21 protein-coding genes and 3 tRNA genes are annotated in these 25640 nt (G+C 72.2%); 11 read left to right on the top strand and 13 right to left on the bottom strand.

Annotated elements, in window-relative coordinates; genetic code table 11:
• Positions 1 to 186: 186 nt before the first annotated feature.
• Positions 187 to 1281 carry a Leu/Phe/Val dehydrogenase gene (locus JK361_RS24845; protein ID WP_201821902.1) on the top strand — a complete coding sequence of 365 codons (1095 nt, stop codon included), beginning with the start codon at positions 187 to 189 and terminating at the stop codon, positions 1279 to 1281.
• A 290-nt stretch (positions 1282 to 1571) separates the two neighbouring features.
• Complete coding sequence (locus JK361_RS24850; RefSeq protein WP_073886969.1) at positions 1572 to 1823, top strand: DUF3073 domain-containing protein; 252 nt, start codon at positions 1572 to 1574, stop codon at positions 1821 to 1823.
• Between the two features lie 89 nt (positions 1824 to 1912).
• Here JK361_RS24850 and purM read toward each other — a convergent pair whose 3' ends face one another.
• From purM to JK361_RS24875, 5 genes are all read right to left on the bottom strand, one after another.
• Positions 1913 to 2980, bottom strand: coding sequence for a phosphoribosylformylglycinamidine cyclo-ligase (gene purM, locus JK361_RS24855; protein WP_201821904.1), 1068 nt, complete (start codon positions 2978 to 2980; stop codon positions 1913 to 1915).
• A gap of 35 nt (positions 2981 to 3015) precedes the next feature.
• The gene (gene purF / locus JK361_RS24860; RefSeq protein WP_201821906.1) at positions 3016 to 4545 is read right to left on the bottom strand and encodes an amidophosphoribosyltransferase; all 1530 of its coding nucleotides are present in this window, start codon (positions 4543 to 4545) and stop codon (positions 3016 to 3018) included.
• Between the two features lie 201 nt (positions 4546 to 4746).
• Positions 4747 to 5202, bottom strand: coding sequence for an META domain-containing protein (locus JK361_RS24865; protein ID WP_201821908.1), 456 nt, complete (start codon positions 5200 to 5202; stop codon positions 4747 to 4749).
• Between the two features lie 73 nt (positions 5203 to 5275).
• A complete protein-coding gene (locus tag JK361_RS24870; RefSeq protein ID WP_201821910.1) occupies positions 5276 to 6073 on the bottom strand; it encodes a maleylpyruvate isomerase family mycothiol-dependent enzyme in 798 nt (265 codons plus the stop codon).
• A 10-nt stretch (positions 6074 to 6083) separates the two neighbouring features.
• Positions 6084 to 6722, bottom strand: a complete 639-nt coding sequence (locus JK361_RS24875) for a TetR/AcrR family transcriptional regulator (protein WP_201821913.1) — start codon at positions 6720 to 6722, stop codon at positions 6084 to 6086.
• Between the two features lie 95 nt (positions 6723 to 6817).
• On the opposite strand from JK361_RS24875, the gene JK361_RS24880 reads away from it, so the two are divergent.
• Positions 6818 to 8275 carry an MFS transporter gene (locus tag JK361_RS24880; RefSeq protein ID WP_201821915.1) on the top strand — a complete coding sequence of 486 codons (1458 nt, stop codon included), beginning with the start codon at positions 6818 to 6820 and terminating at the stop codon, positions 8273 to 8275.
• Between the two features lie 49 nt (positions 8276 to 8324).
• On the opposite strand, the gene purL is transcribed toward JK361_RS24880, so the two are convergent.
• Genes purL through purS form a run of 3 tightly spaced genes read right to left on the bottom strand, consistent with a single transcriptional unit; the run spans position 8325 to position 11520 of the window.
• Positions 8325 to 10583: a phosphoribosylformylglycinamidine synthase subunit PurL gene (gene purL, locus JK361_RS24885; protein WP_201821916.1), complete on the bottom strand. Its 2259-nt coding sequence runs from the start codon at positions 10581 to 10583 to the stop codon at positions 8325 to 8327.
• Complete coding sequence (gene purQ / locus JK361_RS24890; RefSeq protein ID WP_201821918.1) at positions 10580 to 11260, bottom strand: phosphoribosylformylglycinamidine synthase subunit PurQ; 681 nt, start codon at positions 11258 to 11260, stop codon at positions 10580 to 10582. Before purQ ends, purL begins: the two co-directional genes overlap by 4 nt.
• Positions 11257 to 11520 (bottom strand): phosphoribosylformylglycinamidine synthase subunit PurS, encoded by a 264-nt coding sequence (purS, locus tag JK361_RS24895; RefSeq protein WP_201821920.1) that lies wholly within the window; start codon positions 11518 to 11520, stop codon positions 11257 to 11259. Before purS ends, purQ begins: the two co-directional genes overlap by 4 nt.
• Positions 11521 to 11830: 310 nt before the next feature.
• Here purS and JK361_RS24900 point away from each other — a divergent pair, with 310 nt between their 5' ends.
• The 8 genes from JK361_RS24900 to JK361_RS24935 all read left to right on the top strand — a co-directional run bounded on the left by JK361_RS24900 (position 11831) and on the right by JK361_RS24935 (position 16567).
• The gene (locus JK361_RS24900) at positions 11831 to 12148 is read left to right on the top strand and encodes a histone-like nucleoid-structuring protein Lsr2 (protein WP_201821922.1); all 318 of its coding nucleotides are present in this window, start codon (positions 11831 to 11833) and stop codon (positions 12146 to 12148) included.
• A 167-nt stretch (positions 12149 to 12315) separates the two neighbouring features.
• Positions 12316 to 12387, top strand: a tRNA-Gly gene (locus JK361_RS24905).
• A gap of 80 nt (positions 12388 to 12467) precedes the next feature.
• Positions 12468 to 12540 (top strand) — tRNA-Gly (locus JK361_RS24910).
• Positions 12541 to 12667: 127 nt separating this feature from the next.
• Entirely contained in the window at positions 12668 to 13606 is a 939-nt protein-coding gene (locus JK361_RS24915; RefSeq protein WP_201821923.1) for an ABC transporter ATP-binding protein, read from the top strand.
• A gap of 128 nt (positions 13607 to 13734) precedes the next feature.
• On the top strand, positions 13735 to 14553 hold the full coding sequence (locus JK361_RS24920) for an ABC transporter permease (protein WP_201821924.1): 819 nt from the start codon (positions 13735 to 13737) through the stop codon (positions 14551 to 14553).
• A 17-nt stretch (positions 14554 to 14570) separates the two neighbouring features.
• Positions 14571 to 15857 (top strand): sensor histidine kinase, encoded by a 1287-nt coding sequence (locus JK361_RS24925; protein ID WP_201821925.1) that lies wholly within the window; start codon positions 14571 to 14573, stop codon positions 15855 to 15857.
• The gene (locus JK361_RS24930) at positions 15854 to 16468 is read left to right on the top strand and encodes a response regulator transcription factor (RefSeq protein WP_201821926.1); all 615 of its coding nucleotides are present in this window, start codon (positions 15854 to 15856) and stop codon (positions 16466 to 16468) included. Before JK361_RS24925 ends, JK361_RS24930 begins: the two co-directional genes overlap by 4 nt.
• 23 nt (positions 16469 to 16491) lie before the next feature.
• Positions 16492 to 16567, top strand: a tRNA-Gly gene (locus JK361_RS24935).
• Positions 16568 to 16635: 68 nt separating this feature from the next.
• Here the strand turns inward: JK361_RS24935 and JK361_RS24940 are convergent.
• From JK361_RS24940 to JK361_RS24960, 5 genes are all read right to left on the bottom strand, one after another.
• Entirely contained in the window at positions 16636 to 17535 is a 900-nt protein-coding gene (locus JK361_RS24940) for a phosphoribosylaminoimidazolesuccinocarboxamide synthase (RefSeq protein ID WP_201821927.1), read from the bottom strand.
• Between the two features lie 71 nt (positions 17536 to 17606).
• Positions 17607 to 19106: a N,N-dimethylformamidase beta subunit family domain-containing protein gene (locus JK361_RS24945; RefSeq protein WP_201821928.1), complete on the bottom strand. Its 1500-nt coding sequence runs from the start codon at positions 19104 to 19106 to the stop codon at positions 17607 to 17609.
• 218 nt (positions 19107 to 19324) lie between these two features.
• The gene (locus tag JK361_RS24950) at positions 19325 to 21352 is read right to left on the bottom strand and encodes a M48 family metalloprotease (protein ID WP_201821930.1); all 2028 of its coding nucleotides are present in this window, start codon (positions 21350 to 21352) and stop codon (positions 19325 to 19327) included.
• A gap of 499 nt (positions 21353 to 21851) precedes the next feature.
• Complete coding sequence (gene purD / locus JK361_RS24955; protein ID WP_201821932.1) at positions 21852 to 23111, bottom strand: phosphoribosylamine--glycine ligase; 1260 nt, start codon at positions 23109 to 23111, stop codon at positions 21852 to 21854.
• Between the two features lie 87 nt (positions 23112 to 23198).
• Positions 23199 to 25601 carry a DNA polymerase III subunit gamma and tau gene (locus tag JK361_RS24960; protein ID WP_201821933.1) on the bottom strand — a complete coding sequence of 801 codons (2403 nt, stop codon included), beginning with the start codon at positions 25599 to 25601 and terminating at the stop codon, positions 23199 to 23201.
• Positions 25602 to 25640: the final 39 nt, after the last annotated feature.

The raw sequence follows: 25640 nt of genomic DNA on the forward strand, positions 1-25640 counted from the left end.
ACCGGGCCCGGCTCGAAACCACAGCAAATCGTGCCATGGTCATGCGTGCGCGGCGGCTCCCCGGGGGTGATCCTGAACACTGCGCGGATGGTGAGTGGGCCGAGGCTCTACGCTCATGCCACGGCTCCCCGCCACCCGTACGGGGACCGCACCCCACTCGCCGCTATGTACACAGGAGTCACCACAGTGACCGACGTAACCGGCGCACCTGCTGATGTCCTGCACACCCTGTTCCACTCGGACCAGGGGGGCCATGAACAGGTCGTGCTCTGCCAGGACCGCGCCAGCGGCCTCAAGGCCGTGATCGCCCTCCACTCCACCGCCCTGGGCCCCGCCCTCGGCGGCACGCGCTTCTACCCGTACGCGACCGAGGCCGAGGCCGTCGCCGACGCCCTCAACCTCGCGCGCGGAATGTCGTACAAGAACGCCATGGCCGGTCTCGACCACGGCGGTGGCAAGGCCGTGATCATCGGTGACCCGGAGCGCGACAAGACCGAGGAGCTGCTCCTCGCCTACGGGCGCATGGTCGCCTCCCTCGGTGGTCGCTACGTCACCGCGTGCGACGTCGGCACCTACGTCGCCGACATGGACATCGTGGCGCGCGAGTGCCGCTGGACCACCGGCCGCTCCCCCGAGAACGGCGGCGCCGGCGACTCCTCCGTGCTCACCGCCTTCGGCGTCTACCAGGGCATGCGCGCCTCCGCCCAGCACCTGTGGGGCGACCCCGCGCTGCGCGGCCGCAAGGTCGGCATCGCCGGCGTCGGCAAGGTCGGCCACCACCTGGTGCGGCACCTGCTCGACGAGGGCGCCGAGGTCGTGATCACGGATGTGCGCCCGGACGCCGTCCAGCGGATCCTCGACCAGCACCCCACGGGGGTGACGGCCGTCGCCGACACCGAGGCGCTGATCCGGGTCGAGGGGCTCGACATCTACGCCCCGTGCGCCCTCGGCGGCGCCCTGAACGACCTCTCCGTGCCGGTGCTGACCGCCAAGGTCGTGTGCGGCGCGGCCAACAACCAGCTGGCCCACCCGGGTGTGGAGAAGGACCTCGCCGACCGCGGGATCCTCTACGCGCCCGACTACGTGGTGAACGCCGGCGGGGTCATCCAGGTGGCCGACGAACTGCACGGGTTCGACTTCGACCGGTGCAAGGCGAAGGCCGCGAAGATCTTCGACACCACGCTGGGCATCTTCGCACGTGCGAAGGAAGACGGCATTCCGCCGGCCGCCGCGGCCGACCGGATCGCCGAGCAGCGGATGGCCGACGCCCGCGCCAGCTAGCCCGGTCGCACACGTGAGCGGTACCCGTCGGCGGGAACTTAGAGAGAACTCTCACTTCCACCGGCGGGTCGTTCCCCGATAAGTGGTTAAAATCGCCACTGACCAGCGAGGACGGGGCACCTCGAAGGTCCAGGGCACACGCGCGTGCTGCGGGCGACGTACCGTATGGGCGCGGGCTCAGGTACCGTGGAAGCCCTACGGACCGGCCTCTCTTCGGAGGGTCCGTTCCAGATCATGAACGCGTGTCAGACTCTGGGGCCGTTGAGCCCCGTCACCGAGGGGGTCGAGCCATGGGGCGCGGCCGGGCCAAGGCCAAGCAGACAAAGGTCGCCCGCCAGCTGAAGTACAACAGCGGTGGGACTGACCTGTCACGTCTGGCCAGTGAACTGGGCGCATCGACTTCGAGCCAGCCGCCGAACGGCGAGCCGTTCGAGGACGATGAGGACGATGAGGACGACCTTTACTCCCGTTACGCCGACCTCTATGAGGACGACGACGAGGACGAGGATGAAGGTCCCTCTCAACACCGTCGCGGCGCTTGACCTTGCACTGAGCAACAGACCGGTCGGTGGCACTGCCACCGACCGGCTTCTGTGCTGTCCGGACGGTCACTTCCGTGCTGTCCGGACGGTCAGACGGCGTAGTCCCCGACCAGCTCGGCTCCGGTCGTCTTCTCGCCGCGCTCGGTGATCTCGCCGGCGACCCAGGCGTCGACGCCCCGGTCGGCCAGCGTCGCGAGGGCCACGTCGGTGGACTCCGCCGGGAGGACGGCCATCATGCCGACACCCATGTTGAGGGTCTTCTCCAGCTCCAGGCGCTCGACGTTCCCGGTCTTGCCGACCAGGTCGAAGATCGCGCCCGGGGTCCAGGTGGAGCGGTCGACCACGGCGTGCAGGCCGTCCGGGATCACCCGGGCCAGGTTGGCGGCGAGTCCGCCGCCGGTGATGTGGCTGAAGGCGTGCACCTCGGCGGTGCGGGTGAGCGCCAGGCAGTCCAGCGAGTAGATCTTGGTGGGCTCCAGCAGCTCCTCGCCGAGGCTGCGGCCCAGCTCCGCGATCTCCGCCTCCAGGGACAGGCCCGCGCGGTCCAGCAGGACGTGACGGACCAGGGAGTACCCGTTCGAGTGAAGCCCGGAGGCGGCCATGGCGATCACGGTGTCACCCGTGCGGATGCGATCCGCGCCCAGCAGCCGGTCGGCCTCCACGACGCCCGTACCGGCGCCGGCGACGTCGAAGTCGTCCTCACCGAGCAGTCCCGGGTGTTCGGCCGTCTCGCCGCCCACCAGGGCGCAGCCGGCCAGCACGCAGCCCTCCGCGATGCCCTTCACGATGGCCGCGACCCGCTCGGGGTGGACCTTGCCGACGCAGATGTAGTCGGTCATGAACAGCGGCTCGGCACCGCACACCACGATGTCGTCCATGACCATGGCGACCAGGTCGTGGCCGATGGTGTCGTAGACGCCCATGCGGCGCGCGATGTCGACCTTCGTGCCGACGCCGTCCGTGGCGGAGGCCAGCAGCGGGCGCTCGTAGCGCTTGAGGGCGGAGGCGTCGAAGAGGCCGGCGAAGCCGCCGAGGCCGCCCAGGACCTCGGGGCGCCGGGTCTTCTTCACCCACTCCTTCATCAGCTCGACGGCGCGGTCGCCCGCCTCGATGTCGACGCCCGCCGCTGCGTAGCTGGCACCAGTTGTCTCAGACATGACTGTGAGAGCTTTCGTGTCGTACTGCAGGGGTGTTACGGGCGACGGATCGCGTCGGCCGCGGCCGTGGCGGCGGGACCGGCCGCCAGCTCGGTCTCCAGCAGCTGCTTGCCGAGCAGCTCCGGGTCCGGCAGCTCCATCGGGTACTCGCCGTCGAAGCAGGCGCGGCACAGGTTCGGCTTGGCGATCGTGGTCGCCTCGATCATGCCGTCGATGGAGATGTAGGCCAGGGAGTCGGCGCCGAGGCTGGTGCCGATCTCCTCGATGCTCATGCCGTTGGCGATGAGTTCCGCGCGCGTGGCGAAGTCGATGCCGAAGAAGCAGGGCCACTTCACGGGCGGGGAGGAGATCCGGATGTGGACCTCGGCGGCGCCGGCCTCGCGGAGCATGCGGACCAGCGCGCGCTGGGTGTTGCCGCGCACGATCGAGTCGTCGACGACGACCAGGCGCTTGCCCTTGATGACTTCCTTCAGCGGGTTCAGCTTCAGGCGGATGCCCAGCTGGCGGATGGTCTGCGAGGGCTGGATGAACGTACGGCCCACGTACGCGTTCTTCACCAGACCGGCACCGAACGGGATGCCGGACGCCTCCGCGTAACCGATCGCGGCCGGAGTACCGGATTCCGGGGTCGCTATGACGAGATCCGCCTCGACCGGGGCTTCCTTCGCCAGCCGGCGGCCCATCTCCACGCGGGAGAGGTACACGTTCCGGCCGGCGATGTCGGTGTCCGGGCGGGCCAGGTACACGTACTCGAAGACACAGCCCTTGGGCTTCGCTTCCGCGAATCGCGAGCTGCGCAGACCGTTCTCGTCGATGGCGACGAACTCGCCCGGCTCGATCTCCCGCACGTAGCTCGCGCCGCAGATGTCCAGGGCGGCGGACTCGGAGGCGACCACCCAGCCGCGCTCCAGGCGGCCGAGGACCAGCGGGCGGATGCCCTGCGGGTCGCGGGCTGCGTAGAGGGTCTGCTCGTCCATGAAGACGAGCGAGAAGGCGCCCCGGACCTTCGGGAGGACCGTGTGGGCCGCTTCCTCGATGGTCAGCGGCTTGCCGTCCTCGTCGACCTGGGCGGCCAGCAGGGCCGTCAGCAGATCGGTGTCGTTGGTGGCCGCGACCCTGGTGGAGCGGCTGTTGTTGTCGTTCGGCAGCTGGGCGACCATCTCGGCGAGCTGCGCCGTGTTGACCAGGTTGCCGTTGTGGCCGAGCGCGATGGAACCGTGCGCGGTGGCGCGGAACGTCGGCTGGGCGTTCTCCCACACGGAGGCGCCGGTGGTCGAGTAGCGGGCGTGACCGACCGCGATGTGACCCTGGAGCGAACCGAGCGAGGTTTCGTCGAAGACCTGGGAGACCAGGCCCATGTCCTTGAAGACGAGGATCTGGGAGCCGTTGCTGACCGCGATTCCCGCGGATTCCTGACCCCGGTGCTGGAGGGCGTAGAGCCCGAAGTACGTGAGCTTTGCGACCTCTTCACCCGGAGCCCAGACGCCGAAGACGCCGCAAGCGTCCTGGGGGCCCTTTTCGCCGGGAAGCAGATCGTGATTGAGTCGACCGTCACCACGTGGCACGCCTTCGAGTGTAGGCGAGATCGACCACTGGTCCGAATTGGGGATACGCGCCCACCGCGGGTCGGGCGGTCCTGATCACCTTGGGCGTTTCTGCGTTTGCGCTGGTCAACGCGGTGTATCGGCTACGGCCGGGGTCTTCGGCCGGGCCGTGCGGTCCGGCCGCGGGGGTCTTTGCCGGATACGTGAGTGAGGTGTCGCACATCATTCGGGGACGTTGCGGCTGAGGCGGACGCGGTCGCCGTCACCGTCGGTGAGCGTCAGCTTCGCGGCGTCGGCCTCGGCGACGAGTGTTCCGGTGGTGAGGGTGCGGGCGAGGGCCCGCTCGAAGTCCATCCGCTCGCGGTCGCAGGCCATGCGGGTGGTGCGCAGGTCCCCGAAGGTGATCCGGTCGCCGCGCACGGTGGCCCGGGCGCTGAAGTGGTTGCAGCCCAGGTTGCCGGCCGCCTTGCCGTCCTCGTCGATGCGCAGGCGGGCGGCGGCGGGGGCGTGCCGGGTGGTGCCGCCGACGGTGAGGCTGTCGACCCGCCAGTCGACTCCGGTCACGGGCTGCTGGACGCTCACCGCACCACTGTCTCCCTCCACGTTGCCGCAGGCCACCGTGAGCGGGACGAGCACGGCGGCCGCCGTCAGGGTCAGACGCTGCTTGTAGCGGTTCATGACGATTTGACGGGCGCGCGGCAGGACCGGTTCCGGCAGGGCTCGGGGCCTGGTGCGATCCGGACGAGGGGCCCTATGCCATGACCGGCAGCAGCCCTCCGATGTCCGCCCGCTCCCCGCTCGCGCTGACCTTCGCGCCGGCGACGGCGTCCGCCCAGCCGACGCGCCCGGTCGCGAGCCGCACCCAGGTCAGCGGATCGGTCTCCACGACGTTGGGCGGGGTGCCGCGGGTGTGCCGGGGCCCCTCGACGCACTGCACGACGGCGTACGGCGGCACCCGCACCTCGGTGGAGCCGCCGGGCGCCTTCACGGCGAGGGCGTCGGCGAGCAGCCGGGTGGCCGCGGCCAGGGCGTGCCGGTCGTAGGGCACCTCGAGGTCCGGTACGGCGGCGTTCAGGTCGTCGGTGTGGACGACGAGTTCGACGGTACGGGTGACCAGGTAGTCGTCCAGCGGCAGGGCGCCCGCGTTGGTCTCCAGGAGCCGGCTGCCGGGGTGCTCGTCCAGGAGGGTGCCCAGGGAGGAGTCGACGTCCGCGAGGTAGGCGTCGAGGTCCGGGTGGTCCGCGGCGACGTTGCGGGTGAAGTCGGCGATGGCCGGGGCGCTCGCGGCGGTGGCGAAGGGCCACTGCACGACCGTCACGTCCTGGCGGGCCGGGGCCGGCCGGTCGAGGGCGCGGTGCACGGCGGTGACCGCCATGCCGATGTGCGCGATCAGGTCCCGTACGGTCCAGTCGCCGAGCCGGGTGGGCAGGGCGAGCTGTTCGGGGGTCAGGCCGCGGACGGCCTTCCGCACGTGGGCGAGCTGGGCGAAGACCGCTGCGCGGGTCTTGGCGGGGTCGTAGCTGCGGGCGCGCTTCCTGGCCGGTGGCATGGCGGTGAGCCTATGCCCTGACCGCGTAGTCCTTCAGTCCCTTTTCGACGAGGTCGAAGGCGCGCCGGGCGCGTTCGACGGCGTCGGCGGCCACCTCGCCGACGCTCTCGCCGGCGTCGATCCGGCGGTGGTGCTCCTCGACGAGGGCGCTGCGCGCGGTGGCGAGCGTGGCGGCGGCGATCAGTGCGAGGGTCGGGTCGCCGGTCTCTTCGGTGAGCAGGTCGGCGAGTTCGCGCGCCCCCTTCTCGGACTCGACGTACGCGCGTTCGCGCAGGACCGGCGTCGCCATGATGACCGCGCGGATCCGGCGGGCGAACGGGTCGCCGTGCAGGCCGATCGAGGGATCGCGGCGCTCCACCATCGCCAGGAACTGCCGGCGCACGGCCCCCACCGCGGACTCTCCGGGCATCCGCTCGCGCACGGCCCGTGCGGCGTCGGAGAAGTGCTCCACCATCGGCTTGAAGACCAGTTCCTCCTTCGTGCCGAAGTAGTTGAAGACGGTCATCTTCGACACCTCGGCGGCGTCGGCGATCTGCTGCACGGAGACCTCGTCGAAGCCCCGCTCGGCGAACAGGTCGACCGCCACCCGGTAGATCCGCATCTCCGTCTGCAGCTTCTTGCGCTCACGCAGCCCCATCGCCTCAGCCATGCGGACAGCTTACCAAGCCGAAGTTTTGGCTGGAACAAAATCTCAGCTCGGATGAAATATTGACTTGGTACATGAACTGGGGGCATGGTGCTGCCATGACCGACACCCAGCGCAAACTCGGCTTCCTCGTCTGCCTCATCACGATCGTCCTGGCCGTCCTGGACACGCAGATCGTGTCCGCGGCCACGGTGCCGATCGTCAAGGACCTCGATCCCGAGCACGGCATCGACAAGATCCCCTGGCTGGTCAGCGCCTTCTCGCTGGCCTCGGCCGCGATGCTCCCGCTGTACGGCAGGCTCTGCGACACCCTCGGCACCAAGCCCGTCTTCCTCGGCGCCCTCGGTGCCTTCCTGAGCGGCTCGGCGCTGTGCGGCGCGGCTCCGTCGATGGCCTGGCTGATCGCATCCCGGGCCCTGCAGGGCATCGGCGCGGGCGGGCTGATGAGCGTGACGATGGTCGTCATGGCCCAGCTGGCGGGGCCCGGCGCGGACCGGAACAAGGGCGCCGGCACCGGCGGCATCATCGCGGGCGGCGGCATCGCCGTGGGTCCCCTGGTCGGCGGCTTCCTCGCCGACCACGCGAGCTGGCGCTGGGCGTTCTACATCAATCTGCCCCTCGGCGTCGCCGCCCTGGCCACCGCCGTGGTCGCGCTGAAGCTCCCCCGCCCCGCCACCCGTGGCTCGGTCGACTTCGCCGGGGCCGGGCTCGCCGCCGCCTTCTCCACCATGCTGCTGCTCGTCACCGAGTGGGGCGGCAAGCAGTACGCCTGGACGTCCCCGCAGGTCACCGGTGCGGCCCTGGCCGCGGCCGGTGCGTTCGCCCTCTTCCTGCGCCGCCAGGCCACGGCCGCCGAACCGATCCTGCCGCCGTCGCTGTTCCGCGTCCCCGAGCTGCGCCTCGGCTTCGCGATCCAGGGCCTGATGGGCGCGGCCATGACCGGCGCCATCTACTACGTGCTGGTCTACCTCCAGCTCGTCCGCGGCATCACCAGCTCCGCCGCCGGCCTGTACCTGGTCCCGATGGCCGCGGGGATCACGGCCGTCGGCGCCCTGACCGGCCGGCTCACCGAACTCGGCTGGTCCGGGCGGACCTTCGTGATCAGCGGGTCCGTCGTCGCCGCGGCCGCCTTCCTGCTGCTGGCCACCACCGACGCGGACACCTCCCTGTGGCGGCTGCGCGCGGCCATGCTGCTCGTCGGGCTCGGCTTCGGCCAGCTGCTGGGCCAGCTCATCCAGCTCGTGCAGCAGGCGGCGCCCGCCCACCAGCTCGGCGTCGCCACCACCGCCGTCCGCTTCTTCCAGACCCTCGGCACGGCCCTCGGCGCGGCCCTCTTCGGCACGCTCCTCGACCGCCTGTACGACGGCCCCGGCGACATCGGCTCCCTGGCCGCGCTGCACGGAGCGGCACACCTGCGGGGCGTGACGGCGTACACCTCCGCGATGGACACGGTGTTCCTGTGCGGAGCCGGGGTGATGGCGCTGTGCCTGCTGCTGGCCCTGCGCCTGCCCAAGGGCGCGACGGCGCCGGCCGAGAAGGAGCCCGTCGCCGCATGACGAAGGCCCGCCCGGGGCAATCGGGCGGGCCCTCGCGTCGTACGGCCGCTTACGCCAGCAGCGCCGGGATCGTCGCCTCGTGGGCCTCACGCAGCTCGGCCAGGCTCAGCGAGAACTCGCCCTGCACCGCCACCGCGTCCCCGTCCACGACACCGATGCGGGTGGCCGGCAGGCCGCGCGCACCGCACATGTCGTTGAACCGGAGTTCCTCCGAGCGCGGCACGGCGACGACGGCGCGGCCGGCCGACTCGGAGAGCAGGAACGTGAAGGCGTCCAGCCCGTCGGGCACGACCAGGCGCGCGCCCTTGCCGCCGAGCAGCGCGGACTCGACCACGGCCTGGATCAGACCGCCGTCGGACAGGTCGTGCGCGGAGTCGATCATGCCGTCGCGGGAGGCCGAGATCAGGATCTCGCCCAGCAGGCGCTCGCGCTCCAGGTCCACGGCCGGGGGCAGGCCGCCCAGGTGGTCGTGGATCACCTGGGACCAGGCCGAGCCGCCGAACTCCTCACGGGTGTCGCCGAGGAGGTAGAGCAGCTGGCCCTCCTCCTGGAAGGCGACCGGGGTGCGGCGGGCGACGTCGTCGATGACGCCGAGCACGGCCACCACCGGGGTCGGGTGGATGGCCGCCTCGCCCGTCTGGTTGTAGAGCGAGACGTTGCCGCCGGTCACCGGGGTGCCCAGCTGGAGGCAGCCGTCGGCGAGACCGCGCACGGCCTCCGCGAACTGCCACATCACGGCCGGGTCCTCGGGCGAGCCGAAGTTCAGGCAGTCGGAGACGGCCAGCGGCTTGGCGCCGGTCGTGGCGACGTTCCGGTACGCCTCGGCCAGGGCGAGCTGGGCGCCCGTGTACGGGTCGAGCTTGGCGTAACGGCCGTTGCCGTCCGTCGCGATGGCGACGCCGAGGCCGGTCTCCTCGTCCACGCGGATCATGCCGGAGTCCTCCGGCTGGGCGAGGACGGTGTTGCCCTGCACGAAGTGGTCGTACTGGGACGTGATCCACTTCTTCGACGCCTGGTTCGGCGAGGCCACCAGCTTCAGGACCTGGTCCTTCAGCTCCTCGCTCGTCTGCGGCCGGGGCAGCTTGTTCGCGTCGTCCGCCTGGAGGGCGTCCTGCCACTCGGGGCGGGCGTAGGGGCGCTCGTAGACCGGGCCCTCGTGCGCGACCGTGCGCGGGTCGACGTCGACGATCTTGCCGCCGTGCCAGAAGATCTCCAGCCGGTCGCCGTCGGTCACCTCACCGATGACGGTGGCGATGACGTCCCACTTCTCGCAGATCTCCAGGAACCGGTCGACCTTCTCCGGCTCGACGACCGCGCACATGCGTTCCTGCGACTCGCTCATGAGGATCTCCTCAGGAGACAGGGTCGAGTCGCGCAGCGGGACGTCGTCCAGCGTGACGCGCATGCCGCCCGAGCCGTTGGAGGCCAGCTCGGAGGTGGCGCAGGACAGGCCGGCCGCACCGAGGTCCTGGATGCCGACGACGAGCTTCTCCCGGAACGCCTCCAGGGTGCACTCGATGAGCAGCTTCTCCTGGAAGGGGTCGCCGACCTGGACGGCGGGACGCTTGGAGGGCTTGGCGTCGTCGAAGGTCTCGGAGGCGAGGATGGAGGCGCCGCCGATGCCGTCGCCGCCGGTCCTGGCCCCGTACAGGACGACCTTGTTGCCGGCGCCGGAGGCCTTGGCGAGGTGGATGTCCTCGTGCCGCATCACGCCGATGGCACCGGCGTTGACCAGCGGGTTGCCCTGGTAGCAGGCGTCGAAGACGACCTCGCCGCCGATGTTGGGCAGGCCCAGGCAGTTGCCGTAGCCGCCGATGCCGGCGACGACGCCGGGCAGGACTCGCTTGGTGTCGGGGTGGTCGGCGGCGCCGAAGCGCAGCGGGTCGACGACCGCGACCGGGCGGGCGCCCATGGCGATGATGTCGCGGACGATGCCGCCGACACCCGTGGCCGCGCCCTGGTAGGGCTCGACGTACGACGGGTGGTTGTGCGACTCGACCTTGAAGGTGACCGCGTAGCCCTGGCCGACGTCGACGACACCGGCGTTCTCGCCGATGCCGACGAGCATCGCGTCGGACTCGGGGGCCTTCTCGCCGAACTGGCGGAGGTGGACCTTGGAGGACTTGTACGAGCAGTGCTCGGACCACATGACCGAGTACATGGCGAGTTCGGCGCCGGTCGGGCGGCGGCCGAGGATCTCCACCACCCGCTCGTACTCGTCCTTCTTCAGGCCGAGTTCGGCCCAGGGCAGCTCGACGTCGGGGGTAGCGGCCGCGTGCTCGACCGTGTCCAGAGGCGTCCGGCTCATGCGTTGACCAGCTTCTTGAGGATCGAGGTGAAGAACGGCAGCCCGTCGGTACGGCCGGTACCGATCAGCGGCTCGACGGCGTGCTCGGGGTGCGGCATGAGGCCGACGACGTTCCCGGCCTCGTTGGTGATGCCGGCGATGTCGTTGAGCGAGCCGTTCGGATTGAAGTCCAGGTACCGGAAGGCGACCCGGCCCTCGGCCTCCAGCTTGTCCAGCGTGTACTGGTCGGCGACGTACCGGCCGTCCATGTTCTTCAGCGGGATGTGGATCTCCTGGCCGGCGCGGTAGTCGCTGGTCCAGGAGGTCTCCGCGTTCTCCACCCGCAGCTTCTGGTCGCGGCAGATGAAGTGGAGGTGGTCGTTGCCGAGCATCGCGCCCGGGAGGAGGTGGGCCTCGGTGAGGATCTGGAAGCCGTTGCAGATGCCGAGGACCGGCAGCCCGGCCTTCGCCTGCTCGATGAGGGACTCCATCACCGGCGAGAAACGGGCGATGGCGCCGGCCCGCAGGTAGTCACCGTAGGAGAAACCGCCGCACAGCACGACGGCGTCGACCTGCTTGAGGTCCTTGTCCTTGTGCCACAGGGCTACCGGTTCGGCGCCCGCGAGACGGATCGCGCGCTGGGTGTCCCGGTCGTCCAGGCTGCCCGGGAAAGTGACGACGCCAATACGAGCGGTCACTTCGCCGCCTCCGCGACTTCATCGACCCGGACCGTGAAGTCCTCGATCACCGTGTTCGCGAGGAAGGATTCCGCAAGATCGCGGATCCGGGCGAGCGCGGCATCGTCAACCGGCCCGTCAACTTCCAGTTCGAAACGCTTTCCCTGACGTACGTCCGAGATCCCTTCGAATCCCAGGCGCGGCAGCGCACGCTGGACCGCCTGGCCCTGGGGGTCGAGGATCTCCGGCTTGAGCATGACGTCGACTACGACGCGTGCCACTGGCACTCCCGGTGTGTGGTGCTGAGCAGGTTCCTTCAGACTACCCGCACAAAATTTCTACGCGAGTAGAGTTGGAGGAAAGTACGTGAGGCGCATCACGATCGGGTGTCGAAGCCGCACACCCGTGAAAAGTTCTGGGAAAGTTCCACAGTCCGCCCGTTACACCTATTGCGCCCGGACACGCGGACGGATTTAGTCGGGCTTCACTTTGCTTTGCCGGGCACTGTACAAATGAATTGGCAATAGCCGATACTCGGCATGTCGTCGGCGTTGAGCTGTAACGACGTGCCGCACGAAGGGACCGATATTCGTGGCGCAAAAGGTCGTGGTCACTCTCTTTGACGACATCGACGGCTCGGAAGCGGCGGAGACGATCGCCTTCGGACTCGACGGCAAGTCGTACGAGATCGACCTGAACGAATCCAACGCCGAAAAACTGCGCAAGGCGCTCGCGCCCTACGTCGAGGCCGGCCGCAAGCGGTCGCGTTCCGGCAAGGCGTTCCGGCAGACGGAGGTCGCCCCCGACCCGGCGGCCGTCCGCGCCTGGGCCCAGGCCAACAAGATGGACGTCCCCGCGCGCGGACGCATCCCGAAGAAGGTCTACGAGGCGTTCAGCGCCGCGCAGTGAGCCCGCGAAGGGGCGAGTCCTCAGGGTCCGTCAGAGGACCCTGAGGACCGTGCACTTGGGGCATACGGGGCCTGAAGGGGAACCGACTTGCGCAACCCCCCTGCTGATCAGCTAATGTCTGGGACACGCCGAGGGGCGAGGCCGGCAGGCCGGATCCCGAGGACCGTGCGGGTGTAGTTCAGTAGTAGAACATCCCCCTTCCAGGGGGAAGGCGCAGTGTGCGATTCCTGTCACCCGCTCTGCACCGCCGACACGACCACTGCTGTGGATCAGGTAGGCTGGTGCTCGCACCGATCGGTGGGAGCCGATCGGGGGCAATGCGGACGTAGCTCAGTTGGTAGAGCGCAACCTTGCCAAGGTTGAGGTCGCGAGTTCGAGCCTCGTCGTCCGCTCGGGAAAGAGACCCCGGTCCATTGGACCGGGGTCTTTTCGTTGCCCCGAACCCGGCCTGACATTTGTCATGTTCAGCGATGACACCGCGCACTGCCGACCGGGGCGCGCCGCCGGGACGCTGGTGCCATGGACATCGACGAACACGAGCACGTCATCGAGGTCACCGACCTCAGGCGCGTCTACGGGGGCGGGTTCGAGGCCGTGCGCGGAATCAGCTTCTCCGTGGCGCGGGGAGAGATCTTCGCCCTGCTGGGCACCAACGGCGCCGGAAAGACGTCGACGGTCGAGCTGCTGGAAGGGCTCGCGGCTCCGGCCGGCGGCCGGGTCCGGGTGCTGGGCCACGACCCCTACCTCGAGCGGGCGGCCGTACGCCCGCGCACCGGCGTGATGCTCCAGGAAGGCGGCTTCCCCGCCGAACTGACCGTCGCGGAGACCGCCCGGATGTGGGCCGGGTGCACCAGCGGGGCACGCCCGGAGGCCGAGGTGCTGGCACGGGTGGGCCTCGCCGGCAAGCACGGCGTGCGGGTCAAGCAGCTGTCCGGCGGTGAACGGCGGCGCCTCGACCTGGCGCTCGCGCTGCTCGGCGATCCCGAGGTGCTGTTCCTCGACGAGCCGACGACCGGGCTCGACGCGGAGGGCCGCCGGGACACCTGGGCGCTGGTGCGCGAGTTGCGCGCCGCGGGCACGACCGTGCTGCTCACCACGCACTACCTGGAGGAGGCCGAGGGCCTCGCGAACCGGCTCGCCATCCTGCACGAGGGCCGGATCGCCGTCTCGGGAACGCCGGCCGAGGTCACCGCCGGCCGCCCCTCGCGGATGTCCTTCGAACTCCCCGACGGCTACTTCGTCGGCGATCTGCCGTCCCTCCCCGACCTCGGCGTCTGCGGGCACGAGAGCGACGGCCGGTTCGTACGGCTGCGCACGACGGAACTCCAGCGCACCGCCACCGCGGTGCTGAACTGGGCCGAGCGGGCCGGTGTCGAGCTGCGCGGGCTGGACGTTCGCTCGGCCTCGCTGGAGGAGGCGTTCCTCGGGATCGCGCAGGAGCAGGGGGTCGCGGCATGAGCGGGGTGCGCGTGGACCCGGGGGACGGCGGCCGCGGGGCCGACGCGGGGACAGGAGGCGGCGGGATGAACGGGGCGCGCGCGGACTCGGGTGGCCGCGGGGCCGACGCGGGGACAGGAGGCGGCGGGATGAGCGGGGTTCGTGTGGGCGCCGGCGGAACGGGTGGCGGGGCGCTCGGGGCGTTCGCTCCCTCGGCGCGGCGGCTGCGGGCGCTGGCACGGGCCGAACTCGCCCTCCTCGGCCGCAACCGCGGTGTCGTGTTCACCGCGCTGTTCGTGCCGCTGGCCATCCCGTTCACCATGCGGCCGGCCCTCGACCAGATGGACCTGGCGGGGGCGGGCCTGCGTATCGGCCCGGTCCTGCTGACCACCGCCATCGGCTTCTCCTTCCTCTTCGCCGTCTACACCGCCCTGGTCAGCGCCTACGTCTCCCGCCGCGAGGAACTCGTCCTCAAACGGCTGCGCACGGGCGAGCTGTCCGACGCCGAGATCCTCACCGGCACCGCGCTGCCCCCGGTCCTCCTCGGCCTCGCCCAGGCCCTCGTCCTGTGCGCCGGCTGCGCCGCGCTGCTGCACACGGGGGCCCCGAAGGCGCCGTACCTGCTGCTGCCCGGGCTGCTGGCCGGACTCGTGGTCAGCGCCGCGCTCGCCGCCCTCACCTCGTCGTTCACCAGGACCACCGAGAGCGCCCAGGTGACCGCGCTGCCCCTGGTGTTCCTGTCCATGGCCGGGTCCGGAATCGCCGCACCCACGGAGGTCATGCCCGACCGGCTCGCCTCCGTCTGCGAACTCCTGCCGCTGTCCCCGGCGATCCGCCTGGTGCGCGGCAGCTGGACCGGCCAGTTGAGCGCCTACGAGACGCTGGGCGCCCTCGCGACCGCGCTGGCCTGGACGATCGTGTCGGTGTTTGCTGTACGGCGGTGGTTCCGGTGGGAGCCACGCCGCTGAGGAACGGGGAGGCGCGGATGCTGGGACGCATGCGGCGGTGGCAGCAGCGGCACTGGGTGGAGCGGAGCAAGGCCGAGCGGGTGGAACTCCAGAGCCTGGGCACCTGGCACGTCAGCATCTGGGTCTTCTCGCTGAGCTGGCTGCTGCTGCCGCTCGTGGGCGGACTCGACCGACGGCCGCTGCCGCTGGCCCTCGGCGTGCTGCTCGGCGCCGTCGGCCTGCTCCAGTGCTGGGCCGCCGGCCGGCTGCTACGGCCCGCGCTGGACCACTACCTCGGCCGTTCCGCGCTGCCGGCGGGTGCCCTGCGCGGCACGGTGTGCCTGTTCGTCCTCGCGCTCGCGCTGACCGCGACGCTCAGGGCCGTCGGCGGAGCGGAGCCGTTCACCGTCCAGCTCGCCCTCGCCGCGCTGCTCATGCCCCTCGGGCTGCCGTACGCGTTCCTCGTGCCGATCCGGGTGTACCTGCGCCGGGCCGCGGGACTCGCGGCGGCGATCGTCGCCGTCTTCGCCGCGGTGCGCCCGAGCGGTCTCGACCTGCTCGCCACCGCGACGTTCGTCGTCTTCGCCGCCGGCTTCTCCCTCCTCGCCACCCGCTGCGGTGCCTGGACCCTCTCCGTGCTCTGGGAGGCGGAGCGGGCCCGGGAGGTCGAAGCCCGGCTCGCCGTCGCCGAGGAACGGCTGCGGTTCGGGCGGGACCTGCACGACGTGCTGGGGCGGAACCTGTCCGTGATCTCCCTCAAGAGCGAACTGGCCGTCCAACTGGCCCGCCGCGGGCGGCCGGAGGCCGTGGAGCAGATGATCGAGGTGCAGCGCATCGCGCAGGAGTCCCAGCGCGAGGTACGAGCCGTCGTGCGCGGTTACCGGGAGGCCGACCTGGGGGCCGAACTCGCCGGTGCGCAGGGGGTGCTGGCCGCGGCCGGCATCGAGTGCGAGGTCCGCACGGAGGTCCCCGGGCTGCCGGCTCAGGTGCAGTCCCTGCCGGCTCAGGTGCAGTCCGCGCTCGGCTGGGTGGTGCGCGAGGCGGCCACCAACGTGCTGCGGCACGGCGACGCGAGCCGGTGCGAGGTGGGACTCGAGGTGCTGGAGGGACATGTGGTGCTGACGGTGGAGAACGACGGTGCCGTGGCGTCGGGCGGGGGCGGCGGCTCGGGACTCGCCGGGCTGCGGGAACGGCTCGCCGCCGTGGACGGAAACCTGGAGGCGGGATACGCCGGCGCCGGCCGGGACCGGTTCCGGCTGAGGGCGGAGGTACCCCTGGCGACCGCGGGAGACGTACCCCTGGCCGTGAGAGGAGTCACGTCGTGAGCGGTCCCGTACGGCTGTTGCTCGCCGACGACGAGCATCTGATCCGGGGTGCGCTGGCCGCGTTGCTGTCGCTGGAGGACGATCTGCTGGTCGTCGCGGAGGCGGCGAGCGGACCCGAGGCGCTGGCGATGGCACGGGCGCACGAGCCCGATGTGGCCGTCCTGGATCTGCAGATGCCGGGCGCCGACGGTGTGAAGGTCGCCACATCCCTGCGCGCCGAACTGCCCGGCTGCCGGGTGCTGATCGTCACCGGGCACGGGCGGCCCGGGCATCTGAAACGGGCGCTCGCGGCCGGTGTGCGCGGGTTCGTCCCGAAGACCGTCAGCGCCCAGCGGCTCGCCGAGATCATCCGGACCGTGCACGCCGGAAACCGCTACGTCGACCCGGAGTTGGCCGCCGACGCGATCTCCGCCGGGGACTCGCCGCTGACCGCCCGGGAGGCCGAGGTGCTGGAGCTGGCCGCCGACGGCGCACCGGTCACGGAGATCGCCGAGCGGGCCGCGCTGTCGCCGGGGACCGTGCGGAACTACCTCTCCTCGGCCGTCACGAAGCTCGGCGCGGAGAACCGTCATGCGGCAGTGCGTCTCGCACGCGAGCGAGGTTGGGTATAGTTGCTCTCGCGCCACGGCGCAGTGCGGACGTAGCTCAGTTGGTAGAGCGCAACCTTGCCAAGGTTGAGGTCGCGAGTTCGAGCCTCGTCGTCCGCTCCATGGAGAAGCCCCCGGTTCCGGCCGGGGGCTTCTTGCGTTGCCCCCGGCCGGAACCGGGGGCACGTCCGCTACGACCAGGCGGTGCCCGTCAGGCGTTCGTACGCCTCCACGTACTTCGCCCGGGTCGCCTCCACGACCTGCTGCGGCAGCGGCGGCGGGGGCTGCTCGCTCTTGCGGTCCCAGCCGGACTCCGCCGACGTCAGCCAGTTGCGCACGAACTGCTTGTCGTACGACGGCTGCGCGCGGCCCGGCTGCCACTGGTCGGCCGGCCAGAAGCGCGAGGAGTCCGGGGTCAGGACCTCGTCGGCGAGGACGAGGGTGTCGCCGTCGAAGCCGAACTCGAACTTGGTGTCGGCCAGGATGATCCCCCGGTCCCGGGCGATGTCCCGGGCGCGCGAGTACACCGCGAGCGTGGCCTGGCGCAGCTGGGCGGCGGTCTCCGCGCCGACCTGGCGGGCCACCTCCTCGTACGAGACGTTCTCGTCGTGCTCGCCGACCTCGGCCTTGGTGGCCGGGGTGAAGATCGGGCCGGGCAGCTCGGAGCCGTCGACGAGGCCCTCGGGGAGGGCCAGGCCGCAGACGGTCCGCGACTCGTCGTACTCCAGCAGGCCGGAGCCGGTGAGGTAGCCGCGGGCCACGCACTCCACGGGCACCATCTTGAGCGACTTGCAGATCAGGGTGCGGCCCGCCCAGTCAGCGGGGGCTCCCGCGGGCAGTTCGGTACCGATCACGTGGTTGGGGGCGAGGTCGCGCAGCTGGTCGAACCACCACAGGGAGAGCTGGGTGAGGACTCGGCCCTTGTCGGGGATCTCCGTGGGCAGCACCCAGTCGAAGGCGGACATGCGGTCGCTGGCGACCATCACGAGGTCGCCCGCCTCGTTCTGGTACAGCTCGCGCACCTTTCCGGTGTGCAGGTGCACCAGGCCCGGAACCTCGATCGGTTCGGGCTTTTCTACGAATCCGGACACGGTTCCTCCCCGTGGCTCTGTCCAAGTGCCTCGATTCTCCCGTATGCGGGTGATCGGGGTGCGGCCAGGGGTCAGTCGCGTTTGCAGATGCGGTCCAGCAGGTTCGCCGTGGCCCGCTGGATGCGGGGATCACGGTGCCCGGGGCGGTCCAGGGACGGGGACCAGGCGAAGGTTCCGGAAGCGAAGACCCAGGCGCCGGAGGGAGCCCGGTAGAGCGAGGTCTCCTGGTGGCGCAGGACGCCGTCGTTGTCGGTGTAGGGGGAGTGGGCGAGCAGGATGCGCTCGTCGTGCTCGGGCAGCGGGGTGCGCGGGAAGTAGCGGTCCGCCTCTCCGGCGACCAGGCCGGCGATCTCGTCGCCCTCGTGCGCGCCGGTCGCCTCCCACAGCCAGTGGCCGCCGTTGCGGACGATCATCGGGTGCGGCTCGGGCACCCGGCCCGCGTACTGGATGCCGACCAGCTGCTGCTCGGGCCGGTCGATCTCGCGCCAGAGCACCGGCCGGCCCGGGCCCTTGCGCTTGCGGCAGGTCAGCAGCCGGTCCGGGACACCGGACGGGGACGGCCCCAGCTCCACCTGCCAGTACATGGTGTTCGCGGAGAGGAAGACCAGTGAGGTGCCGCGGTCCCGGGCGTCCTCGACGGCCCGGCGCATCGGCGCCGACCAGTACTCGTCGTGCCCGGGGAAGACCAGGCCCCGGTAGCGGGCGGGGTCGATGCGGCCGGCGTGCAGGTCACGGGCGTCGGCGTAGGCGAGGTCGTAGCCGTACCGCTCGGCCCAGCGGATGAAGTCGTAGGCGTGGCCGACGTGCAGGGGCAGGCCCGCGCCCGCGTACGGCCGGTCGAAGGAGACCGTGGTGGCGGCGTCGGCCTCGCCGAGCAGCCGGCCCCTCTCGTCCCAGGCGTGGTAGAGGCTGGCGCCGGTGTGGCCGTCCTCCGGGTAGAGGTTGTACGCCTGCCAGGTGATGTCGGGCAGCAGCAGGAGCAGGTCGGCGGGGTGGTCGTCACGGACCGTGAAGGGCACGTGGGAGCGGTAGCCGTCGGCGGTGGTCAGGACGGCCACATAGGCGCCGATGCTCCAGTAGGAGGGCACCTGGAGGCGCCAGGACAGCCACCAGTGGTGGCAGGAGACGGTGCGGTCGGCGGTCAGCGGCGGGGGCTGCACGATGCCGGACAGCCGGGGGCTGGTGGTGATCTTGGCGGCGCCGTCGCCGCCGTAGTGGCCGATGCGGTAGATGTCGACGCTGAACTCCTGCGGCGGATCGACCGTGATGTGGAAGTCGATCGCCTCGCCGGGCGTGACCGCGCCGGTGGAGGTGAACCCCTTGATCTGGCGGTGCACGTCGTCGGCCGAGCGGGGACCGGCCGTGGCCGCCCGCGGTGCCGGGACGCGCGCGCCGGCAGCTCCGGCGAGCTGCTGAGGGCTCGGGTCGACGTACCAGGGCACGACGTGACCGGTGTCGTCGAAGTACGTCTCGCTGCCGCGCAGCCAGGGCACCGGGCCCTGGCCGAAGGGGTCCGTGACGGCGTGCGCGAGTGCTCCGGACTCCCAGCGGCGAATGTGGTCCGAGGCCATGGTCGCTCCCCTCCCTCATGCCCCCGTGGCTGTCTCGGTGGTGCGCACTGTGCTCGGTGTGCTCGGCCGTGCTGTCGTATGTCGCGTGCCTTTGCCAAGGGCGTGGTCGGTCCCAGCACATCACATAACGCACGGGCTCGGTCACTACTCGTTGCGAATTGACCTGAAGTGGAAGTCGTCTTTCCGTTACGACGGTGAAAATGACGCTACGGCACGCGTCACACGAGCCGCACGGGCTTCTCCGGGCGTATTCCGGTCGCGGCCAGCCAGTCGCGCAGGGGGCCCGGGTCTCCCTCCTCGATCAGGCTGAGGACCTTCGGGGTCAGATCGGCGGCCCGCTCGCCGCCGAGCCGCAGGGACGGGCCGTCCAGCCAGTCCAGCGCGGGGACGGCGCCGGCGGTGTCGACGGCCGCGCAGCACACCATCGCCGTGAGGTGGTCGGTGAGCAGCTCACGGGCGGTGCGCTGGGGCTGGAGCGGGAAGGGCGGCAGTACGCAGTCGCAGGCGGTCCACAGGGCGCTGCCGGGGCTCGGACGGGCGGCGCCGCCCGCTTCCTCGGCGGCCTCCTCCCGGGCCAGCTCGGCGCTCAGCCCTGCGGCCAGGGCGGCACTGCGCTCGGTGGCGCGGTCGGCGTCCTCGTCGTCGTACGGGAGAGGGGCGCCGGGCTCGTCGTCCCCCGGGAGGAGGGCGCCGGGCTGGTCGTGGCCGGTGTCTTCGTGACCGGCGTCGTCGATGCGGCCGGATTCTTCGGTGCGGCCGGTGTCGTCGGTGCGGCCGGTTTCTTCAGCGCCGCCGGTGTCGTGGGTGCGACTGGTGTCGTGGGTGCGGCCGGATTCTTCGGTGCGGCCGGTGTCGTGGGTGCGGCCGGTTTCTTCAGCGCCGCCGGTGTCGTGGGTGCGACTGGTGTCGTGGGTGCGGCCGGTGCGGCCGGTGTCGTGGGTGCGGCCGGATTTCTCCGCCCCTGTCGCGGTGGGATCCGTGAGGTGGTCCAGGACGCGGGCCAGGTTGGGGCCGCCGGGGTCCGGGACTGCCGGGTCGAGGGAGGGGCGCACGCCGAGGAAGTCCAGGACGCGGTGCAGCCGGGCCGCGTCGGCACGCCAGGTGCGGTCCACGACCTCCTCCGGATACGCCTGCCAGTCCACCGGGGACCAGCCGGGGCGGGACTCGGCGGGGCCGCCGTGGAAGAGGTGGGCCGCGAGCAGCGAGGCGGCCTCGTCCACCGCGCCGGGCTCCTCCAGCAGATCGCAGGCCGGCCGCTCGCCGAGCCGAGAGGCGAAGCCGTCGGCCAGCCGGTCGCGGCGGGACAGCTCGGTGAGCGCCGCGACCACGCCCGCGTCCAGCCGGGACGGCCAGCGGCCCATGCGCCAGGCGGGCAGGGCGACCCTGGTCAGCAGCCGGTCCCAGCCGGCGTAGGCGAGTCCGACCTGCTCCTGGGCGACGATCCGCAGGCCGTAGTCGACCGCCTGGGCGCGCTCGGCCGCCGCCGCGGCGACCCCGCGCTCCATCAGCGTCGCGTGTTCCCGGCAGCCGCGCAGCAGCAGCCGGGCCACCCAGCCGAGGACCGCGCACGTCCCGCGCATCAGCGGGCAGCGGCCCGGCGTCGAGGCGACGGCCACGGCCGCGTCCAGCCCGCGGACGAAGCGGCGGGCGGCGGCTATGTCCGGCTGCGCCGAGGGTCCCGTGCCCGCGATGACCGGGGCGAGGACGGCGCGCAGCTCGCCGACGCGCATCCACCACAGGAACGGGGAGCCGATGACGAGGACCGGCGCGACCGGGGACCGGCGGCCGCCCGGGCCCGCTATCTCGTCGGGCGCCGGACGCGGGGGCGGGCCGTGCGCCGAATGGGTGCGGTCCTCCAGCCAGCTGTCGCAGTCCGGGGTGAGCGCTATGGCCGAGGGGGCCGGCACGTCCAGACGGTCGGCGAGGTCGCGCACCATCCGGTACAGGTCCGGGGCGGACTCCTCCGGGATCGGGACCGTGGGCGTCGTGGCGGGGCGGGCCCGGGCGACTACGACGGCGACAGCGGCCGCGGTCAGCAGCACCAGCACCGCGAGCACGCCGACGACCCACCGGGCCGTGTCCCAGCCCGGGCCGACGAAGTGGCCGGTGGAGGCGCCGGTCAGCAGGATCACCGCGGCGCCCGCCGGCAGCACGGCCACGGCCAGCGCCCGGCCCCGGACCCGCAGCACGGCGAGGGCCCGGGAGCGCGCGGCCTGCGCGCCCGCCTCCACACCGATTCCGGTCACGTGCCGACCTCGCCCCCTCCCTGCCGATCGCGTGCCGCCCTGGTCTTGTTCACTCCCCCACTGTGGCACCCGCCACCGACATCGCAATGCCGGTGGGCCAAGTGCCGGAACGCTTGCGCGGCACCCTAGTTGGGGCCCGGGCGCCAGTCAGCCGGATAGGCGATTGCTCACTCGATGGAATGGCTTTGGTCAGAGCTGGGTGACAGACAGCAAAGATCAGGCCCCGGATTTCGTCCGGGGCCTGATGCGATACGAGGATGTGCGGGGCGGCGCGCTCACCTGCGCCGTCGGCTCCCGGCCGGCGGCTGACGCGGGCGGCGTGCGGTCGACGGTGCGGCGAGCGGTCGACGCGTGCGGCGAGCGGTCGACGCGGGCGGGCTACGGCTGACGCGGGCGGCCAGCGGTTGACCGCAGCGGGTGGCGGCTGACGCGGGCGGCCAGCGGTTGACGCAGGCGGGCGGCGGGCGGCGGGCGGCGGGCGGCGGGCGGCGGGCGGCGGCTAAGCCTGTGCCGTCTCGGCCGCCTTCGCCGCGATGTCGGTGCGGTGCTGCGAGCCGTCCAGGCCGATCCGGCCGACGGCCCGGTACGCACGCTCGCGCGCCTCGGCCAGATCCGCGCCGGTGGCCGTGACGGACAGCACGCGTCCGCCCGCGCTGACGACCGCGTCGCCGTTCCGCTTGGTGCCGGCGTGCAGCACGTACGCGTGCGGGGCGTCCTCGGCCGCCACCGCGTCCAGGCCGGTGATCGGGTCCCCGGTGCGCGGGGTGTCCGGGTAGTTGTGCGAGGCGATGACGACGGTGACCGCCGCCTCCTCGCTCCAGCGCAGCGGTGCCAGGTCGGCGAGGTTGCCGGTGGCGGCGGCCATCAGGACGCCGCCCAGCGGGGTCTTCAGCCGGGCCAGCACGACCTGGGTCTCCGGGTCGCCGAAGCGGGCGTTGAACTCGATGACCCGGATCCCGCGCGAGGTGATCGCGAGACCGGCGTAGAGCAGCCCGGAGAAGGGCGTGCCGCGGCGGTGCATCTCGTCCACCGTCGGCTGGAGCACGGTCTCCAGGACCTCGTCGACCAGCTTCGGGTCGGCCCACGGCAGCGGCGAGTACGCGCCCATGCCGCCCGTGTTCGGGCCCTCGTCGCCGTCCAGGGCGCGCTTGAAGTCCTGGGCGGGCTGGAGCGGGACGACGGTCACGCCGTCGGTCACGGCGAACAGGGACACCTCCGGGCCGTCGAGGAACTCCTCGATCACCACGCGCTCGCACGCGGCGGCGTGCGCCTTGGCGGCCTCGATGTCGGAGGTGACGACGACGCCCTTGCCGGCGGCGAGACCGTCGTCCTTGACGACGTAGGGGGCGCCGAAGGCGTCGAGGGCCTCGGCGGCCTCCTCGGCGGTGGTGCAGACGTAGGAGCGGGCGGTCGGCACCGCGGCCCCCGCCATGACCTCCTTGGCGAAGGCCTTGGACCCCTCGATCTGGGCAGCCTCCCCGGAGGGGCCGAACACCGGGATGCCGGCCGCGCGGACGGCGTCGGCCACGCCGGCGACCAGCGGGGCCTCCGGGCCGACGACGACCAGTTCGGCACCGAGGCCGGTGGCCAGCGCGACCACCGCGGCGCCGTCGAGCGCGTCGACCTGGTGCAGCTCGGCGACCTCGGCGATGCCGGCGTTGCCGGGGGCGCAGTGCAGCGCGGTGACGTCGGGGTCGAGGGACAGGGAGCGGCACAGGGCGTGTTCGCGGGCGCCGCTGCCGATGACGAGGACCTTCACGGGGGCCAGCCTAATGGCAAGGTCACCGAAGACCGGGCCCCGGGTTTGTCGGTCTTTCCTCCAAACGCCGGATGCGGACGCCGCCGGCTACTCGTTGGAGAACTCCTCCACCACCGTCGCGCCCAGCTCGCGCACGATCAGCTCGTGACCTGACAGGGCCGACTCGTCGAGATCGGGGTCGTCGTCCTCGGGGATGTCGTCCTCGGGGGCGACGGGCGGCGGCTCGGGTGCGGCGGCCGGCCGGCGCGCCGGGGCGGGTGCGGCCGGGGCGCCGCCCTGGGGGGCGGCGGACGCCTGCGGGGCCGGCTGGGGGGCCGCGGGGCGGGACGCTGCCGGGGCGCCGTAGCCACCGCTCGGGGCGCCGTAGCCACCACCGGCGGGAGAGCCGCCGTAGCCACCACCGGCGGAGCCGCCGTAGCCACCGCCTCCGCCGCCGTAGCCGGGTGAGCCGCCCGGGGCGGGCGCGGCGGAGCCGCCGGAGGGGTCGACGACCGCCTCGATCTTCCACTGCACGTTGAACTGCTCGGCCAGCGCCTGTCGCAGCACGTCCTCGCTGCCGCTGCCGGAGAAGTTGTCCCGGGCGCCGGCGTTGACGAAGCCGAGCTGGAGGGTGGTGCCGTCGAAGCCGGTCACCTGGGCGTTCTGGCTGAGCAGGATCCAGGTGAAGCGGCGGCGGTTCTTGACGGCCTCCAGGATGTTCGGCCAGAGCGAGCGGGGGTCGAGGCCGCCGACGGGGGCGGCCGGGGCGGGCGCCGGGGCCTGGGCGGCGGGCGCAGTGGGGGCGGGGGCGGCACGCCCCGGCTGCTGCTGCGGCTGCGGCTGGCCGGGACCCTGCCCCTGACCCTGACCCGGTCCCTGTCCCTCGCCCTGGCCCGGCCGGCCGGTCGCCGGAGCGGCGGCCGTGGGCCAGCCACCGGGACGCCGGCCGCCGCCGGTGGGCGCGGCAGTGGGCCAGGCACCGGGCGCGGGCGCGGCCGGGGGCTGAGCCGTGGGAGCGGGAGCGGCTGCCGGGGCGGCGGAATCGGCTGCCGGGGCGACCGGGGCGGGGGCGGTGGGGGCCGGGGCGGGGGTCGCAGGGGCCGGGGCGGCAGCCGGAGCCGGCTCGAACGGGGCGGCAGGGGCCGTCGGGGCACCCGGTCCGGCCGGACCTGGAGCACCCGGAGCGCCCGGAGCACGGACGGCCGCTCGGGCCGCGGCGGGTCCTCCGCCGGGTGGCACGGACGGCACGGCGGACGGCACGCCGGCGGCCGCGCCCGGCACGTGGGCGCCGCCGTGGGCCTCGGGACCGGGGACGTAGCCCATGGCGGGTGCGCCGCCGCCGGCGGAGAAGCCGACGCCGCGCTCCAGGCGGTCGAGACGGGCCATCACGGACCGTTCGTCGCCGTAGGCGGCGGGGAGCAGGACGCGGGCGCAGATCAGTTCCAGCTGGAGGCGGGGCGAGGTGGCGCCGCGCATCTCGGTCAGGCCCTCGTTGACCAGGTCGGCGGCGCGGCTCAGCTCGGCCGCGCCGAACGTCTCGGCCTGGGCCTGCATCCGCTCCAGGACGTCGGCCGGGGCGTCGAAGAGCCCCTTGTCCACAGCGTCCGGCACGGCGGCGAGGATCACCAGGTCCCGCAGTCGCTCCAGCAGGTCGGCGACGAAGCGCCGCGGGTCGTTGCCCCCCTCGATGACCCGGTCGACGACCTCGAAGGCGGCGGCCCCGTCACCGGTGGCGAAGGCCTCCACGACGGAGTCGAGCAGGGACCCGTCGGTGTAACCGAGGAGGGAGGTCGCCATGGCGTATGTCACACCCTCCTCCCTGGCACCGGCGAGGAGCTGGTCCATGACGGACATGGAGTCACGCACGGACCCGGCGCCGGAGCGCACGACGAGCGGCAGCACGCCGTCCTCGACCGGGATGGCCTCCTTCTGGCACACCTCGCCGAGGTAGTCCCGCAGGGTGCCCGGGGGCACGAGCCGGAACGGGTAGTGGTGGGTCCGCGACCGGATGGTGCCGATGACCTTCTCGGGCTCGGTCGTGGCGAAGATGAACTTGAGGTGCTCGGGCGGCTCCTCGACGACCTTCAGCAGGGCGTTGAAGCCGGCCGACGTGACCATGTGGGCCTCGTCGATGATGTAGATCTTGTACCGGCTGCTCGCGGGGCCGAAGAACGCCTTCTCGCGCAGCTCACGGGCGTCGTCCACACCACCGTGGGAAGCCGCGTCGATCTCGATGACGTCGATCGAGCCCGGCCCGTTCCGTGCGAGGTCGCGGCACGACTGGCACTCCCCGCAGGGGGTCGGCGTAGGGCCCTGCTCGCAGTTCAGGCAGCGGGCCAGGATGCGCGCGCTGGTCGTCTTGCCGCATCCGCGCGGCCCGCTGAACAGGTACGCGTGATTGACCCGGTTGTTCCGCAGCGCCTGCTGCAACGGGTCGGTGACATGCTCCTGCCCGATGACCTCGGCAAAGGTCTCCGGGCGATAGCGGCGGTACAGCGCGAGAGACGACACGCATACGAGGTTAATGGCGCCCACCGACAACGGGCTCCG

The sequence above is a fragment of the Streptomyces musisoli genome (genome assembly GCF_016741855.1).
Taxonomy (GTDB): Bacteria; Actinomycetota; Actinomycetes; order Streptomycetales; family Streptomycetaceae; genus Streptomyces; species Streptomyces musisoli.

What these genes read in the sequence shown, in the direction of transcription:
- JK361_RS24850 (WP_073886969.1), top strand. Translation starts at nt 1,572, where the DNA reads ATGGGGCGCGGCCGGGCCAAGGCCAAGCAGACAAAGGTCGCCCGCCAG.
- purM (WP_201821904.1), bottom strand. Translation starts at nt 2,980, where the DNA reads ATGTCTGAGACAACTGGTGCCAGCTACGCAGCGGCGGGCGTCGACATC.
- JK361_RS24865 (WP_201821908.1), bottom strand. Translation starts at nt 5,202, where the DNA reads ATGAACCGCTACAAGCAGCGTCTGACCCTGACGGCGGCCGCCGTGCTC.
- JK361_RS24870 (WP_201821910.1), bottom strand. Translation starts at nt 6,073, where the DNA reads ATGCCACCGGCCAGGAAGCGCGCCCGCAGCTACGACCCCGCCAAGACC.
- JK361_RS24875 (WP_201821913.1), bottom strand. Translation starts at nt 6,722, where the DNA reads ATGGCTGAGGCGATGGGGCTGCGTGAGCGCAAGAAGCTGCAGACGGAG.
- JK361_RS24880 (WP_201821915.1), top strand. Translation starts at nt 6,818, where the DNA reads ATGACCGACACCCAGCGCAAACTCGGCTTCCTCGTCTGCCTCATCACG.
- purL (WP_201821916.1), bottom strand. Translation starts at nt 10,583, where the DNA reads ATGAGCCGGACGCCTCTGGACACGGTCGAGCACGCGGCCGCTACCCCC.
- JK361_RS24915 (WP_201821923.1), top strand. Translation starts at nt 12,668, where the DNA reads ATGGACATCGACGAACACGAGCACGTCATCGAGGTCACCGACCTCAGG.
- JK361_RS24920 (WP_201821924.1), top strand. Translation starts at nt 13,735, where the DNA reads ATGAGCGGGGTTCGTGTGGGCGCCGGCGGAACGGGTGGCGGGGCGCTC.
- JK361_RS24925 (WP_201821925.1), top strand. Translation starts at nt 14,571, where the DNA reads ATGCTGGGACGCATGCGGCGGTGGCAGCAGCGGCACTGGGTGGAGCGG.
- JK361_RS24945 (WP_201821928.1), bottom strand. Translation starts at nt 19,106, where the DNA reads ATGGCCTCGGACCACATTCGCCGCTGGGAGTCCGGAGCACTCGCGCAC.